General features: G+C 58.9%; 18 protein-coding genes. 7 read left to right on the forward strand and 11 right to left on the reverse strand.

What is annotated here, in order from left to right; genetic code table 11:
• Nucleotides 1-3 precede the first annotated feature (3 nt).
• The 3 genes from MRK42_RS04550 to MRK42_RS04560 are packed head-to-tail and all read right to left on the reverse strand — an operon-like array spanning nucleotide 4 to nucleotide 1,728.
• Complete coding sequence (locus MRK42_RS04550) at nucleotides 4-264, reverse strand: phosphopantetheine-binding protein (protein ID WP_338611822.1); 261 nt, start codon at nucleotides 262-264, stop codon at nucleotides 4-6.
• A complete protein-coding gene (locus tag MRK42_RS04555) occupies nucleotides 245-1,039 on the reverse strand; it encodes a lysophospholipid acyltransferase family protein (protein WP_042028352.1) in 795 nt (264 codons plus the stop codon). The genes MRK42_RS04550 and MRK42_RS04555 overlap by 20 nt, the downstream gene beginning before the upstream one ends.
• Nucleotides 1,024-1,728: a beta-ketoacyl synthase chain length factor gene (locus MRK42_RS04560; protein ID WP_338612428.1), complete on the reverse strand. Its 705-nt coding sequence runs from the start codon at nucleotides 1,726-1,728 to the stop codon at nucleotides 1,024-1,026. The genes MRK42_RS04555 and MRK42_RS04560 overlap by 16 nt, the downstream gene beginning before the upstream one ends.
• Before the next feature lie 274 nt (nucleotides 1,729-2,002).
• Here MRK42_RS04560 and MRK42_RS04565 point away from each other — a divergent pair, with 274 nt between their 5' ends.
• Genes MRK42_RS04565 through MRK42_RS04575 form a run of 3 tightly spaced genes read left to right on the forward strand, consistent with a single transcriptional unit; the run spans nucleotide 2,003 to nucleotide 3,712 of the window.
• The gene (locus MRK42_RS04565; protein ID WP_026457251.1) at nucleotides 2,003-2,398 is read left to right on the forward strand and encodes a hypothetical protein; all 396 of its coding nucleotides are present in this window, start codon (nucleotides 2,003-2,005) and stop codon (nucleotides 2,396-2,398) included.
• A gap of 12 nt (nucleotides 2,399-2,410) precedes the next feature.
• Nucleotides 2,411-3,472, forward strand: coding sequence for a class I SAM-dependent methyltransferase (locus MRK42_RS04570; protein WP_201940546.1), 1,062 nt, complete (start codon nucleotides 2,411-2,413; stop codon nucleotides 3,470-3,472).
• 39 nt (nucleotides 3,473-3,511) lie between these two features.
• On the forward strand, nucleotides 3,512-3,712 hold the full coding sequence (locus MRK42_RS04575; protein ID WP_338611823.1) for a hypothetical protein: 201 nt from the start codon (nucleotides 3,512-3,514) through the stop codon (nucleotides 3,710-3,712).
• A 44-nt stretch (nucleotides 3,713-3,756) separates the two neighbouring features.
• On the opposite strand, the gene MRK42_RS04580 is transcribed toward MRK42_RS04575, so the two are convergent.
• The gene (locus MRK42_RS04580; protein ID WP_338611824.1) at nucleotides 3,757-4,665 is read right to left on the reverse strand and encodes a pseudouridine-5'-phosphate glycosidase; all 909 of its coding nucleotides are present in this window, start codon (nucleotides 4,663-4,665) and stop codon (nucleotides 3,757-3,759) included.
• Nucleotides 4,659-5,750: a PfkB family carbohydrate kinase gene (locus tag MRK42_RS04585; protein ID WP_338611825.1), complete on the reverse strand. Its 1,092-nt coding sequence runs from the start codon at nucleotides 5,748-5,750 to the stop codon at nucleotides 4,659-4,661. The genes MRK42_RS04580 and MRK42_RS04585 overlap by 7 nt, the downstream gene beginning before the upstream one ends.
• A gap of 204 nt (nucleotides 5,751-5,954) precedes the next feature.
• On the opposite strand from MRK42_RS04585, the gene MRK42_RS04590 reads away from it, so the two are divergent.
• Nucleotides 5,955-6,407 (forward strand): RNA methyltransferase, encoded by a 453-nt coding sequence (locus tag MRK42_RS04590; protein ID WP_042072769.1) that lies wholly within the window; start codon nucleotides 5,955-5,957, stop codon nucleotides 6,405-6,407.
• Nucleotides 6,408-6,432: 25 nt separating this feature from the next.
• Here MRK42_RS04590 and MRK42_RS04595 read toward each other — a convergent pair whose 3' ends face one another.
• The gene (locus MRK42_RS04595) at nucleotides 6,433-7,194 is read right to left on the reverse strand and encodes a hypothetical protein (RefSeq protein ID WP_338611826.1); all 762 of its coding nucleotides are present in this window, start codon (nucleotides 7,192-7,194) and stop codon (nucleotides 6,433-6,435) included.
• A gap of 174 nt (nucleotides 7,195-7,368) precedes the next feature.
• On the opposite strand from MRK42_RS04595, the gene MRK42_RS04600 reads away from it, so the two are divergent.
• Nucleotides 7,369-7,800, forward strand: coding sequence for a universal stress protein (locus MRK42_RS04600; protein ID WP_026457772.1), 432 nt, complete (start codon nucleotides 7,369-7,371; stop codon nucleotides 7,798-7,800).
• A gap of 55 nt (nucleotides 7,801-7,855) precedes the next feature.
• Here the strand turns inward: MRK42_RS04600 and MRK42_RS04605 are convergent, their stop codons facing one another.
• The 4 genes from MRK42_RS04605 to crp all read right to left on the reverse strand — a co-directional run bounded on the left by MRK42_RS04605 (nucleotide 7,856) and on the right by crp (nucleotide 11,700).
• Nucleotides 7,856-8,488 (reverse strand): murein L,D-transpeptidase catalytic domain family protein, encoded by a 633-nt coding sequence (locus tag MRK42_RS04605; protein ID WP_338611827.1) that lies wholly within the window; start codon nucleotides 8,486-8,488, stop codon nucleotides 7,856-7,858.
• A gap of 177 nt (nucleotides 8,489-8,665) precedes the next feature.
• Nucleotides 8,666-9,778 (reverse strand): porin, encoded by a 1,113-nt coding sequence (locus MRK42_RS04610; RefSeq protein WP_042072732.1) that lies wholly within the window; start codon nucleotides 9,776-9,778, stop codon nucleotides 8,666-8,668.
• A gap of 367 nt (nucleotides 9,779-10,145) precedes the next feature.
• The gene (locus MRK42_RS04615) at nucleotides 10,146-10,946 is read right to left on the reverse strand and encodes a putative RNA methyltransferase (protein ID WP_338611828.1); all 801 of its coding nucleotides are present in this window, start codon (nucleotides 10,944-10,946) and stop codon (nucleotides 10,146-10,148) included.
• 115 nt (nucleotides 10,947-11,061) lie between these two features.
• Nucleotides 11,062-11,700, reverse strand: a complete 639-nt coding sequence (gene crp / locus MRK42_RS04620; RefSeq protein WP_005335304.1) for a cAMP-activated global transcriptional regulator CRP — start codon at nucleotides 11,698-11,700, stop codon at nucleotides 11,062-11,064.
• A gap of 326 nt (nucleotides 11,701-12,026) precedes the next feature.
• Here crp and MRK42_RS04625 point away from each other — a divergent pair, with 326 nt between their 5' ends.
• On the forward strand, nucleotides 12,027-12,431 hold the full coding sequence (locus MRK42_RS04625) for an OsmC family protein (RefSeq protein WP_026456728.1): 405 nt from the start codon (nucleotides 12,027-12,029) through the stop codon (nucleotides 12,429-12,431).
• Between the two features lie 49 nt (nucleotides 12,432-12,480).
• Nucleotides 12,481-12,777: an MliC family protein gene (locus tag MRK42_RS04630; RefSeq protein ID WP_026456727.1), complete on the forward strand. Its 297-nt coding sequence runs from the start codon at nucleotides 12,481-12,483 to the stop codon at nucleotides 12,775-12,777.
• A gap of 116 nt (nucleotides 12,778-12,893) precedes the next feature.
• Here MRK42_RS04630 and MRK42_RS04635 read toward each other — a convergent pair whose 3' ends face one another.
• A complete protein-coding gene (locus MRK42_RS04635) occupies nucleotides 12,894-13,427 on the reverse strand; it encodes a DUF4136 domain-containing protein (protein WP_042072727.1) in 534 nt (177 codons plus the stop codon).
• Between the last annotated feature and the right edge of the window lie 2 nt (nucleotides 13,428-13,429).

Here is a 13,429-nt window from a genome sequence, read left to right on the forward strand (position 1 = left end):
GCCTTATCCTCGCTGTGCGGCGACGAGGGCCGCCAGGGCAGTGACACTGGCAAAGTGGCGACGGGTGTTCTCGTCATCGGCGGAGAGCACTATGCCGTAACGACCCTTGATCGCCAGGCCCAGTTCCAGGGCATCGATGGAGTCGAGCCCGAGGCCATCGTTGAAAAGCGGGGCATCGGCGTCGATGTCGTCCGGCGTCATGCCCTCCAGGTTGAGGCTGTCGATGATCAGTTGTTTGATTTCTTCAGTTAAGGTGTGTTGCATCTTGAGTCCATCGCGGTGCGGGTTGGGTCGGGCTCAATACCCGTTTGAAATAATGGGTCAGATGACGTGCCGCCAGTGAAGGGGTCTCTTCCTGTGGCAACATCTCCTGAACCTGGCATTGGGGCAGAAATTCTACCGTAAAGACCGGCTTGTGTGCGGGCACCCGAAACCAGGGATGTTGCTTGGTCAGAAAAGGGGCCGAGCAGTGAATGCGTACCGGTTGCAATCTGGCATTGCAGCGCACGGCGAGGTGGGCCGCCCCCCGCTGCAGTTGCAGCGGCTGACCCGGCGTGGTGCGGGTGCCTTCCGGAAATATCAGCAGCACGCCACCCCGTTGCAGGCGCTCACTGCACAGGGGCAACAATTTTTCGGCCGCCACGTTGGGAATATACCCGGCGGCGCGGACAATACCGGCGACAAAAGGATTATGCCAGAGCGCCTCTTTGACGATGCAGTCGCACTCCGGCATATGGGCCGCCAATAATACGTAATCGAGCAGGCTGGGGTGATTGGCCAACACCAGCACGCCGTTTAGTTGCTGCGGAATATGGTGGAAACGGTAATCCAGCACACCCAATAGTTTGAGAATATTGATAAACAGACGGAAGGTGACCCGGATGGTGGTCTGGGCAAGATGACGCTGCATGTCACCACGGACAAACAGCCATAGCAAAGGAAACCAGAACAGAGTCAGCAACAGGCAACCCAGGCCAAACAGGGTAAACCCCAGCATGGTGCCGAACAAGCGCCAGAGCTGATTCAATTTCGCTGCCATAGCCACTCCCGACGCCCGTCGAAAATAGAAAAACGCGACTCATCGGTCAGCAGCGCCCGCCAGCAGGCGAGGGCATCTCCTGTGCCGGTTGCGCCTGAGGGCGTTGTCATCACCTCTCCTTGCCACTGCGTTCCCCTGGCCAACACCAGGCCCACCGCGTGGGGTGGCGCTTCATCGGGCAGCCAGGGCTGACTGAAGGCGGGGATCGCGCCTTCGAAGCTGACCAGCAGCACCCGCTCCATGCCGTCGGCCAGCATCCCCATCGCCTCCTGCAGCGCGGCGGCAACACTGCCGGTGCCGGCAGCCAGGGAGCTCATGGGGATGGGCTGCTTGCCCTGAATGGAGGTCAATCCGGCGGCCGTGTTGTGCACCGATTGGGAGAAATCGGTGGGAGAGAGGCTGCGCTGCTCGGCCAGGGCGCCGAGCAAGCCCAGGGAGCGATCCAGCTCCCCGTGGCGACTGGCAAACACGGCGCCATCCACCGGATGGCGGGAAAGCAGCTCAAGCGCCACCTCGACCGCCAGGCGTCCACCCAGGCTCATGCGCCTGGCCACCATCATGGGGATATGGGGCGTCACAGCGGGTGCCGGAGGCAGCCAGAAGCCATCCTGAGCCCACGCCAGCCACTGCTCACGGGTCGACATGCCCGGAGCCAGGGCGTGGCTTGCAACGATGGAAAAAGTGGGCATTCTGTGCACGAAACGACCTTGATGCGCTAACGGCTGTGATACCAGAGGAGATGTGACCGGACCCACAGAAAGTCGGTTCAGCTCCGGTTAAGGATTCTGAAATAGGGCTGCATATTACCATTATTTTTCTTTATGACCAGAGGGAAAGTGTGAGCTCGCCAATAGGTGTGATGGAAAGTTAATTCACCTTCCTTTATTTATTGAAAGCTTGCAGTTTTTATTGTTTTATTGGGGCGGTTTTTGGCAGGTGTCACAATTTAAAAAGGTTAATAAAATGAAAATATTTAAACTTATTTTTGCAGCCCTCACATTAACGCTGGCCGCAGGCTGCTCCACGACCCAACCGGTCATGAATATGAGCAATAGCCCGGTACCGGCCAATCTCAGCGAACAGACAATTTCTCAAGCAATTATTAATGCGGGTGTCAGTAAAAAATGGGTAATGCGTGAAGAACGTCCCGGGTTAATTAGCGGCCATATTCAAGTTCGCTCACATCAGGCAAACATCAGTATTCCCTATAACACCCTCAATTATTCCATTAATTATGTGAGCAGCGTCAATTTAAGTGACAACGGTAGCGGAAAAATTCACCGTAATTATAACCGCTGGATCAACGGGCTGAATCAGGCCATTCAGATCGAACTGAATCGCGCCAGCAGCTACAAGTAAGGTCGGTGTCTCTTGAACCACTATCACTCCGATAGCCATAACGCACTGGATGCCATCAGCCAGGCCCAGCGGATTGCCTTCGCCCCCATGCTGTTCCAGGCCGCCTGGAGCCTGCGCGAGACCGGTATCCTCGCCACCCTGGCCGCCTCCCGGGAAGGGGCCACTGTAGCCACTCTCGCCCATGAGACCGGCCTGACCGAGTATGCGGTCGGCGTCTTGCTGGACATGGGACTGGGGGGCGGCATCTGCTACGTCCGCGAGGAGCGCTACCATCTGGGCAAGGTGGGGCAATACCTGTTGAGCGATCCCATGACCCGGGTCAACATGGATTTTGTCCAGCACGTTTGCTACAAGCCCCTCGCCCATCTGCAACAGGCCATCGAGAGTGGTACTCCGGCCGGCATCAAGGAGTTTGGCGACTGGCAGAGTCTCTATCCCCATCTTAAGGATCTGCCGGAGCCGGCGCGCGGCAGCTGGTTTCGCTTCGACCACTTCTATTCGGACTGGGCGTTCAAGCAGGTGCAGGATCTGGTCTTCGGTTACGAGCCTCGTCACCTCTACGATCTCGGCGGCAACACCGGCAAGTGGGCCCTCTCGTGCGCGCGGCGCAATCCCGAGCTGGAAGTGACCATCCTCGATCTGCCGGAGCAGATCGCCATGGCCGACGAGCAGATCCGCGAGGCCGGGCTGGCAGGTCAGGTCCGGGGTTATCCGGTCAACCTGCTTGAAGAGCGCCAGCTTCCCGGTGAAGCGGATATCTGGTGGATGAGCCAGTTTCTCGACTGCTTCGGCCACGACGAGATCGTCGCGCTGCTGCGGCGCATCCGTCGCAGCATGAAGCCGGGGGCGCGCCTGTGCATCCTGGAGCTGTTTTGGGATCGGCAACCGTTCGAGGCGGCGAGCTTCAGTCTCAATGCCACCTCCCTCTACTTCACCTGCCTGGCCAATGGCAACAGTCGCTTCTATCACTCGAAGGAGCTGTACCAGTGTCTGCGGGAGGCGGAGTTCCATGTGGAGGCCGATCACGACATATCGGGACCGGGCCATACGCTGCTGGTTGCGACGCCGCTGTGAAGCGGGTAAACAATAGAGCGTAACTGACTGCATGGAGCCATGATGAAATACCTGCTGCTGATTGCCGCCGTGTTGCTGGCGGGCTGCGCCGAGTTGAAGGGGGCGGGGCGTACAATAGGCCATACGACCCGTGATGTGACCCGCGAGATAGGCCATACCACGCGGGATGTGACCCGGGAGATAGGTCATGGCACGCGCGATGCGGTCAAAGGGATTGGCAACGAGATCCAGAACCAGTAAGACAAGAAGGGCCCGCGGGCCCTTCTGTCATTGGGGAGCCTGATTTACAGGGCGGCGGCGATGCGCGCCCCTAGGGCGGCATTGTTCAGCACCAGCTGGATGTTGGCCGAAAGCGAGTTACCGCCGGTCAGTTCGCAGACCCGGGCCAGCAGGAAGGGGGTCGAGGCCTTGCCCTTGATCCCCTGCTCCTCCGCCTCACTCAGAGCCTGAGCGATGGCGGCATCGATGTCGGCCCTGGGCATGGCATGCTCGGCCGGAATGGGGTTGGCCACCACGGCGCCGCCAGCCAGCCCCAGCTCCCATTTCAGACGCAGCGCCTCGGCAATGGCCGCCGGAGTATCGAGCCGGTAATCCACCTTGAAGCCGCTCTCGCGGGTGTAGAAGGCGGGCAGCTCCTCGCTCTGGTAGCCGATGACGGGCACCCCTTGCGTCTCCAGATACTCCAGGGTCAGGCCGATGTCGAGAATCGACTTGGCACCGGCGCAGACGACGGCGACGGGCGTTTGCGCCAGCTCCTGCAGATCTGCCGAGATGTCGAAGGTCTCGGGCGCGCCGCGATGCACCCCGCCGATGCCACCGGTGGCAAACACTCGGATCCCCGCCATGGCGGCGATGATCATGGTCGAGGCGACCGTGGTGGCCCCCATCCCCTTGCGTGCCAGCACGAAGGGAATATCGCGTCGGCTGCATTTGGTGACGGCGTGGCCGGCGCGGCCCAGCGCCTCCAGGGCGTCCCCATCCAGTCCCACCTTGAGGCGACCATCCATGATGGCGATGGTGGCCGGTACGGCGCCGTTGTCGCGTACCACCTGCTCGACCCGGCGGGCCGTCTCCACGTTCTGCGGATAGGGCATGCCGTGGGAGATGATGGTGGATTCGAGGGCCACCACAGGTTTGCCTGCGGCCAGAGCGGCGGCGATTTCCGGCTGGATATCAAGGTATGCGTTCAGCATGAGTACTCCTCCAGTATGCGGTCAACGGCGGTCTTGGAGAGACCGGAATAAACGGTATCGGAACAATTGACGGTGAGGGCGGCGCAGCCCAGGGCGAAGCGGGCCGTGCTGGCGATGTCGTGCCCCTGCAGCCAGGCGTGGGCCAGACCGGCCATGAAGGCATCTCCACCGCCGGTAACATTGAGCACCGGGCTGCCGAGTACCGGCAGATGGCCCTGCAGCTCGCCGTCGCTGTAGAAGATCCCCTGATCCCCCAGGCTCAGAAACAGCCGCTGCACCCCGGCACGGTGGAACCAGGCGGCGGCCATGGACCAGGTCTCGGGTCCGGCGATGGTCATGCCGCACAGCTTCTCCGCCTCGCTACGATTGGGTTTGAGGGTATGGATCCGGCCGAGCCAGGGGCGAATTTTTTCCACCTTGGCCACCGAGACGGTGTCGACGAAGATGGCGTGCTCCCCCTGGCGCTCGAACAGCCAGTCGAGGGTGTGGATGGCCAGGTTGGTATCCAGTACCCAGAGCCGGGCGCCGGCGAGAAATCCGGCCAGGGGGGTGAGCCTTGCGGGGGTGAGCTGATCGATGATCGCCATGTCATTGATGGCGCAGCTCATCTCGCCGCTGCCGTCGTGCAGGCTGAGATAGCAGGAGGTGGCATGGCCGTCCAATACCTGGGTCTGGCGCACATCGACCCCCGCCTTCTGGCTCACCTCGAGTAGGTGATGGCCATATTGATCGTTGCCCACCGCGGTCAGCAGCCGGGTATCGGTACCGAGCCTGGCCAGGTTTTCGGCGATGTTGCGCCCCACGCCGCCGGCGGAGGTACGCACCTTGCCTGGGTTGGAGTCGCCAATCAGCAGCTGGCCATGGCTGGTGCCGCAGATATCCATGTTGGCACCGCCGACCACCACCACGTAGGGGCCTTCCCGCAGCACATAGCCTCTACCCTGTACATATCCCTGGCGGATCAGGCTGGAGATATGGCTGGCCAGCGCCGAGCGGCTGATGCCGAGGCGATCAGCCAGCTCCTGCTGGGGGATCATGGGGTCCTGGCGCAGCAGGACGAGGATCTCTTGTTCACGCTCCGTCATAGACAAACATCCATTTACAAACGTTTGTCTATTATTTCCATTCGCTCTTTTCGCGCCATCGCAGCGTGTGGAAAGTGTCGGCGAGCGCACAAAAAATCGTCATTGGGTTAGCGGGCGTTGCCGACGCGGTCGGAAGGCGCACTTTTTACGGGTCGGGTGCGCCATTGCTGCTTATAATGCCGGCCGCAAAGAGGAGAAGAGATGATGGTGAAACGTTCGTTCTGCTGTGTGGGGCTGGTCAATCCCAAGTCACCGGAAAATGTGGGCTCGGTGATGCGGGCGGCGGGTTGCTACGGGGTGGATGAGGTCTATTACACCGGCCATCGCTTTGAGTTGGCGCGCCGGTTTGCCACCGATACCAAGCAAATGGTGGACAAGATCCCGTTACTGGGGGTCGATGATCTGCTGGCCTTTATCCCCGAGGACTGTGTGCCCGTGGTGGTGGATCTTATCGAAGGGGCCACACCGCTTCCGGAATACCAGCATCCCGAGCGGGCTTTCTACATCTTCGGACCCGAGGATGGCACCCTGGACCCCGCCCTCTATGGTGTGGTCAGGGATGTGGTGTATGTGCCGACCCGGGGCTGCATGAATCTGGCCGCATCGGTCAATGTGATCCTCTATGACCGCCTGGCCAAGCAGCACAGGGCTGACTAGGGGATAACCGTGTCTCGCCTTGATGTCATCGGGGAGCGGCCTGCTTTTCCAGCTCCTTGATGAATCCCTGATAGTAGTCATAGAGATGGTTGTGGCGATAGATATCGGCCAGCGTGCCCTGACGGATCAGGGAGGCCATGTCTTGATCCCAGATCCGCTGCAGCTTCGCCCCCTCTGCGGTATCGGAAAAAATGGGGTAGGTGGGGATCCAGCGCAGAAAGGTCCGGTACAGACCGGTGGGGAGTTCACCGTCGGGATAGAGCACTCCGGCCGTCAGGAAGTAGCGATAGCGCCCCTTGTTCAACAGCTGCAGGGCCACCTCGTCACTGTCTATCTCGTGCCACTTCATGGTGACCGGGATGTATTTGTCCAGCGCCCAGCCCCGTCGCCATAACACATGCTGCCCCAGCAGGCTGGATTCTCCCCGCCACTGGGGTTGCCACTGCTTGAGCATGATCACCGTCAGATCATCGGCAGAGGCGGGAAAATATGGCTGCCTCACTCCGCGCACTTCGTCAAGATAGACCCCCATCGCCATGTCCCCCCCTTTTTTGGCGATCAAGGCCAGGGAGCGCTTGTAGGGCACAATATGGTGGATCACCCGGTAACCATGGGGTTGGTAGATGGTGCGCACCAGCTCGAGATAGACCCCCTTGCCATCCGCTTGGCAGAAGCCGGGCCAGTCATCGCAATAGACATGAAGGGACGCTGCGCGGCCGCCAAAAGAGGCGCACAGGCAACAGAGCAACAGAAAACCGATACGCAGTAGAGTCAGAACAGGCTCCATGGTGACAAGCGAGTCATGCTGAGCCTTTACTTTATACCAAGGTATGGGTAGCGGCTATGCGCAGAAAAACTCGGATGCTCATTTTGCGACAGGGTCGAGGGTTCTTTTTCAAGTAGTTGTTATGATGGGGTTAAAGATTCAATAGTGACCCAACAACAGAAGAGGAGACTGCTTATGTCATCGATCAAGACGCTGCTCTGCCCCGTCGATTTTTCCCACATGTCTCAAGCGGTACTCGACTACGCCGTCTTCATGGCCCAGACCCATCAGGCCCAGCTCAAGCTGATCCACGTGGTCGATCAACTGCACGGCTTCGACAGTTACAAGATCCTGCACATGACGGCCATCGAGATTACCCATGAGATGGAGCGTCAGGCCAGAACCCAGCTCAAGGAACTGATAGCGACGCTGCCCATTCCCGCGACCTTCGATATCCGTTTTGGCCGGGCGGCAGACGAGATCGTCATCCAGGCAAAAGAGGATGAGGTGGACTTGATCGTCATGGGCAGCCATGGCCGCTCGGGGATCACCCATCTGCTGGTGGGCAGCGTGGCTGAATCCGTGGTGCGTCATGCCCCTTGCCCCGTGCTGGTGGTGCGCAAATAGGGCGTTGCGCTGATGGGATGATCAGGGCCGGCGTTTGCCGGCCCTTTTTGTTGCCTCAACCATGGGCGTAGATGACGCTGCCCCCCTTGATAGCGTCAATGATAGCCCTGGCCTGCTCCTTGGGCAGGGCGGGGCATCCCCAGCTGCGACCCAATTTGTTGTGCTTGCGCAGATGGGAAGGGCTGGCGTAGGCCGCGCCATGCACTACGATGGCCCGTTTGCGGGCATTGCCATTGAGGGCCGGGGTCAGGCCATCGAGGCGTAACGAGTAGCCATGCTTGCCCTGATAGGTTTCCGCGGTACGGTAGACCCCGAGGGAGCTCTTCAGGGAATTGGGCTGATTGGAGAATTGACGGGCGGCCAGCTCGCCGGAGTTGCGGCCATGGCTGACCCAGGTGTGATAGAGCAGCTTGTGCCGTTTCATGTCGATGACAAACAGGCGGCGCAAGGTAGAAGGTTGGCTGTAATCGATGATGGTAAGGATGGGTTTTTGCTTGTGGCGTACGCTCTGGTAACCGTAAAGCGCCTTGCGAAACGTCTCCCTGTCCAGCTTGCCTGCCAGTCCCAGCTGGCGGTAGAGCGTCTGATCCCAGCTTGCATGAGCCTGGTTGTCCAGGCTGATGGCGACCAGCAGCAGTGGCAACAGCAGCCACGCCAGCCAGTGTTTGTGTCGGGCGTATTCTCTCATCCGTGAATTACCTCGCTATTCCCGGCCGTCCAGGCTTTCGCAGATAGTCCGTTATCCGCTCGATAGTTATATGCAAGGTATTGAAAGGGCGCAATAAAAAAACCGGCCGCAGAGCGGCCGGAAAGAAATTCATACAATAGGCATTGCTTTCACAGGGGGTAACACACTTCCAATTGCTTAGAAGTTGTATTGCAGGGCAACAGCGACGATGTCGTCGGTGTTCTGGCCCAGCTTGCTGGTGCTGGAACCGTTTTCTTCGTCCAGCAGGTTCAGCTTGTAATCAACATAGGCGTTGAAGTTGTCGGTGAAGTAGTACCAGGCACCGATGGAAACGTACTCGGTGTAGGTGTCATCGATACCGCGTGCATCATCTTTCACGTCGGTGCGCAGGTAAGCCAGAGACGGCTTGAACTTGCCGATGGTGTACTGGGCAACGGCTTCGTAACCGTCATGCTTCTCGGCGTAGCCGTTGTAGCCATTGCCGATGAACATGTAGTCTTCACCGTGGGCATAGGTAGCAGCCAGGTAGAGGTCGCCAGTTGCGTACTTGACGCCGACACCCATCAACTTGGCATCGTCGTTGCCGCCGAAGGCTGCATAACGGGACTGCTCGTCAGTCTTGCCGGCCTGGTTGTAGGCAGCAGACAGACCCAGACCCATATCGAAATCGTAGGAGGCCGCTACGGCGAAGCCTTCAGCAGAACCTTTGGTGTTCCAGCTGTTGCCGGTGTAGGCGTTGCCGCTGTAGCTCTGCTCAATGGCGCTGCGACCGGAGTTCTGCGGATCATTGTTGCCGGTGAACTGGGCACCCAGGGTCAGACCATTGTAGGTGTACAGGTACTGGGCCAGACCGTTGGTACGACCGGTACCGAATACTTCGGTGCCTTTGCCTAGGCCGTCACCACCCCATTCGGGCAGTACGTCGGTGTAGTCGTTAACGATGCGGAACAGACCGTCCTGACGGCCGTAGCTGAAGGCACCGAAACGATCGTGCTTGATGCCGGCGTAGGCATAACGCAGTTCGTCGTTGTCAGAACCGGAGGTAGGCAGGTTGTACTCGACAAAACCGAAAGCCTTCATTTCCGGGGCAATCTTGGTTTCACCGCTCATGTTTACACGGAAGTAGCTGGCGTCGCCTTCGGAACTGTCGTCATCAGTGCCGTAGTACATGCCCTGAGCACGACCACCGATGTCCAGTTTGGTGTCGTTCTGGTTGTATACGGTTGCGGCATTGGCACCACCGGCCAGCAACAGGCTGGAGATGGCAAGAGTCAGTGCAGACTTTTTCATAATGCTTATTCCTCTGTAATAAGACTTCCGAACCTGTTTCTCGGTTCTATTGGATCGGAGGGGCTCCGATACCCACAAGGTAGGAGTCGAAACCTTGACTGGCGCTGAATGCATCAATGCTTAATTAACCTTGGGGCATCCGCTACGACAGTTAATTTCTTGCGATTAAAAAAGTAGCATAAAAAATTAACTTAATTTTATTCAATGGGTTAATTGGTGAGGATGAGTGCGCAGGGATGTGGATGTGAGCCAATAGTATCCCGTAAACCGGAAGTGGCAGGTTGTGAGGCCGATCACACAGGAGATCGCGGCAAAACAGGGAGGTGAGGGAAAAACAGAGGGGCGAATGGAGCGCCCCTCGGGAAGATCAGCAGGGTTTTTGCCACAGGGTGAGCAACAGATCCTGCTCCAGCAGATCCGGCCCCTGATGGGTGAAGGCGTGACGTTGTTCGCCATTGGCTCGCCAGCCGAGGCGACTGGTTTCCAGAATAAAGGTGCGCAGGGCCTGATCCATGGTCATGGCGAACTGGCAACGATCCTGCCCCACCAGATCGAGGCCGGTGAGAGATGGCCAGCTCAAGGGGTGTTCCATGCTCACCGGATTGAGACTGACTCTCAGCTGCCACTGGTGGCGAGGTCCGGGTTGCAGATAGAGCAGATAACCGCCCGGTGCCAGCCAGCTGACCAGTTGCTCTGTCTTGACCTTGAGATCGTTGACCAGCAATACCTGGGCAGTGCCGGGCTGCAGGGGCGCACGGACCGGATCGGCGATGACGAACTGGCCCTCCGGCTGGGCCTTGCTGGCGGCGAAGATGGTGTTCTTGGCGATATCGACGCCGCCAAATTGCCAGCCGGGCAGCCGCTCGGCCAGTGCGCGGCAGTAGTAGCCTTCGCCGCAGCCTAGGTGGATCAGCTCATGGACGCCGAGTGGGGCGAGCAAGGCGGCCATCGCCTCGATGAGTGGCAATTGGTGTCCCTGTTCCAGAAAATGGCGCTTGGCACGCATCAGGGCGCGGCTGTCGCTGTCCTTGGGATTCTTCTTGCCGGGGATGAGATCCAGATAGCCTTCCGGTGCAGGATCGAAGTGGTGCTTGTTGGCGCAGTAGACCCCACGAGAGACTTCGTGAAGATGCAGGGGGCTGCGGCAACGGGGACATTGAAGATGCATAAAAACTCTCCTGGCTGATGCCATGAAAGGGGAAGGGCGTTCGGGATTATAGGGGAGCGGATCGAAAAAGGCTGCCGTGGCAGCCTTTTTTATCCGGTAGCCGGTATCGGGTCGATCAGCGGGTGCCGAAGACCACGATAGTCTTGCCGTGGGCGGAGATGAGCTCCTGCTCTTCCAGCATCTTGAGGATGCGGCCGACGGTTTCGCGGGAGCAGCCGACGATCTGTCCGATCTCCTGACGGGTGATCTTGATCTGCATGCCATCCGGGTGGGTCATGGCATCCGGCTGTTTGGCCAGGTTGAGCAGGGTCTGGGCGATCCGGCCGGTCACATCCAGGAAGGCGAGGTTGCCGACTTTCTGGCTGGTATGTTGCAAACGCTTGGCCATCTGGCCGGAGAGGCGCATCAGGATATCCGGGTTGACCTGGATCAGCTGGCGGAACTTCTTGTAGGAGATCTCTGCGACTTCGCAGGAGCCCTTGGCACGAACCCAGGCGGAACGCTCAGGATTCTCGTTCTCCTCGAACATCCCCATCTCGCCCAGGAAGTCGCCCTGGTTCAGGTAGGAGAGGATCATCTCTTTGCCCTCATCGTCCTTGATCAAGACGGCCACAGTGCCCTTGACGATGTAGTAGAGGGTTTCCGCTTTTTCACCCGCGTGGATCAGGGTGCTCTTGGCGGGATACTTATGAATGTGGCAGTGCGACAAGAACCATTCCAGGGTGGGATCGCTTTGCGGTTTGCCAATAACCATGAGAATTCCTCTGTAGTGTCTTTTTATGGACTTGTGCGTCCGGGCAAGCTGCCAACCTTGCCATTCCTTGTAGTGGTCGCAGTAGGATAAGAGCCTTTGTCTGTGCTGACAAGGCTTTGCGGGCTTTTGAGGATCCCTTGGAGTCATGCCTGCTGCGCCGTTCGCGTCATTCTAGGGAAGATGAGTGGGGGATATGTTGATTTTGATCTATTTCCATTCCAACTCATCCGTTACGGCGTCGGTATGGGCACAAGGGTGCCGAACGGAGGGGGAGTGGGGTATGCTATGGACATCATGAGCATAATGACAATACGAGGATGCGTGAGATGAAAGCCAAGGTCAGCTGGGTAGAGGGCATGAAATTTACAGGGGAGAGCGAGTCCGGCCACAAGGTGGTGCTGGATGGTGCCAACCCTGGTGAAGGGGCAAGCCCGATGGAGATGATCCTGCTGGCGGTCGGTGGTTGCAGCTCCATCGACGTGGTCTCCATCCTGGAGAAGGCGCGTCAGTCTGTGACCGCCTGCCATGTGGAACTGGCCGGCGAGCGGGCAGATTCGGTGCCACGGGTTTTTGAAAAGATCCACCTGCACTTTGTCGTCACCGGCAAGGGGCTGGCCGAAAAACAGGTGGCCCGCGCGGTGGATCTGTCGATGGAAAAATACTGTTCCGTTTCCCTGATGTTGGAAAAAGCGGTACAAATTACTCACAGTTATCAAATTCTTGAAGCCTGATAACCCGAGCGTTGTTTCGTTGATAACGCCACGACATAAGGAAAGTGCAATGAAAAAAATGATCGTTCTGCTTCCTCTGTTGGGTCTGGCGGCGTGCAGCAGCCCGCAACCTACCCAGTACCAGTACAGCCAGTACCAGTGCGGGGAGGTGATGCTGGCCGTCACCTATGATCCCCAGGCTGACATGGTGCAATTCCCCTATGGTGGGCTCTATTACAAGCTGGATCGGGTGGAGTCACAATCAGGCGAGAAATACTCGGACAGTGTGACCACTTTCATGAAGCAGGACAAACAGGCCACGTTGGTACAGAAGAATGTCACCCAGCTGACCTGCACCCTGCAGTAAGCATAAGGTCTCGCTCCATGACCTGAGTCTGTTGCCGATGTCGTGGTGATATCGGGGTCAAAAAAGGGCGGCTTGCCAGAGACAAGCCGCCCTTTTGCATCTGTGCCGAACCCGGGTCAGTGGCCGGGCACCGAGGAGAGCAGTTCGGCGGCCAACTGCTGGCTCAGTTGCTGGCGCTGGCTATCGGCAATGGCGACATCGCTGGCCAGGGAGATGGCGCTGCTCCAGACCGCCTGCTGGGTGCGCCGATCGAGCAGTACGATGGCCAAGGTGCCTTTGCGCTCACCGGCCTTGGTCTGCAATCCCGGCGTCATGCCAAGGCGTGCGAAGATCTGGCCATCGCTGACATCTTTTTCACCCGCGACGCCGATGGCAACCCAGAGATCCGCCTCATCGAGGGGCACGCTCTGCCACCCTTTGCCATTGAGCTGCTGGCTGACCGCCTGCTGCAGGGGATCTAGCCACCCTTCGGCATGGGCCCCGGCAAACTGGAACTGTTCGGCCAGGGCGTAGCGCGGTGTCGCGCCGAATGACCAGTCACTGGCCGGCCGAACCACCATGGTGCCCGCCTCGACGGTCGGCGCAGCCGGACCCGTGCTGCAGCCACCCAGCAGGGCCGCCAATCCCACAGAGATAAACGCTAACCGCATCA

It is taken from the genome of Aeromonas sp. 19NY04SH05-1, assembly GCF_040581895.1.
GTDB lineage: Bacteria > Pseudomonadota > Gammaproteobacteria > Enterobacterales > Aeromonadaceae > Aeromonas > Aeromonas enteropelogenes.

Coding starts and splice junctions, on each gene's coding strand:
- MRK42_RS04635 (WP_042072727.1), bottom strand. CDS start 13,427: ATGCGGTTAGCGTTTATCTCTGTGGGATTGGCGGCCCTGCTGGGTGGC.
- MRK42_RS04630 (WP_026456727.1), top strand. CDS start 12,481: ATGAAAAAAATGATCGTTCTGCTTCCTCTGTTGGGTCTGGCGGCGTGC.
- MRK42_RS04575 (WP_338611823.1), top strand. CDS start 3,512: ATGATGAAATACCTGCTGCTGATTGCCGCCGTGTTGCTGGCGGGCTGC.
- MRK42_RS04585 (WP_338611825.1), bottom strand. CDS start 5,750: ATGACGGAGCGTGAACAAGAGATCCTCGTCCTGCTGCGCCAGGACCCC.
- MRK42_RS04610 (WP_042072732.1), bottom strand. CDS start 9,778: ATGAAAAAGTCTGCACTGACTCTTGCCATCTCCAGCCTGTTGCTGGCC.
- MRK42_RS04560 (WP_338612428.1), bottom strand. CDS start 1,728: ATGCCCACTTTTTCCATCGTTGCAAGCCACGCCCTGGCTCCGGGCATG.
- crp (WP_005335304.1), bottom strand. CDS start 11,700: ATGGTTATTGGCAAACCGCAAAGCGATCCCACCCTGGAATGGTTCTTG.
- MRK42_RS04550 (WP_338611822.1), bottom strand. CDS start 264: ATGCAACACACCTTAACTGAAGAAATCAAACAACTGATCATCGACAGC.
- MRK42_RS04580 (WP_338611824.1), bottom strand. CDS start 4,665: ATGCTGAACGCATACCTTGATATCCAGCCGGAAATCGCCGCCGCTCTG.
- MRK42_RS04605 (WP_338611827.1), bottom strand. CDS start 8,488: ATGAGAGAATACGCCCGACACAAACACTGGCTGGCGTGGCTGCTGTTG.
- MRK42_RS04590 (WP_042072769.1), top strand. CDS start 5,955: ATGGTGAAACGTTCGTTCTGCTGTGTGGGGCTGGTCAATCCCAAGTCA.
- MRK42_RS04555 (WP_042028352.1), bottom strand. CDS start 1,039: ATGGCAGCGAAATTGAATCAGCTCTGGCGCTTGTTCGGCACCATGCTG.
- MRK42_RS04565 (WP_026457251.1), top strand. CDS start 2,003: ATGAAAATATTTAAACTTATTTTTGCAGCCCTCACATTAACGCTGGCC.
- MRK42_RS04615 (WP_338611828.1), bottom strand. CDS start 10,946: ATGCATCTTCAATGTCCCCGTTGCCGCAGCCCCCTGCATCTTCACGAA.
- MRK42_RS04625 (WP_026456728.1), top strand. CDS start 12,027: ATGAAAGCCAAGGTCAGCTGGGTAGAGGGCATGAAATTTACAGGGGAG.
- MRK42_RS04600 (WP_026457772.1), top strand. CDS start 7,369: ATGTCATCGATCAAGACGCTGCTCTGCCCCGTCGATTTTTCCCACATG.
- MRK42_RS04595 (WP_338611826.1), bottom strand. CDS start 7,194: ATGGAGCCTGTTCTGACTCTACTGCGTATCGGTTTTCTGTTGCTCTGT.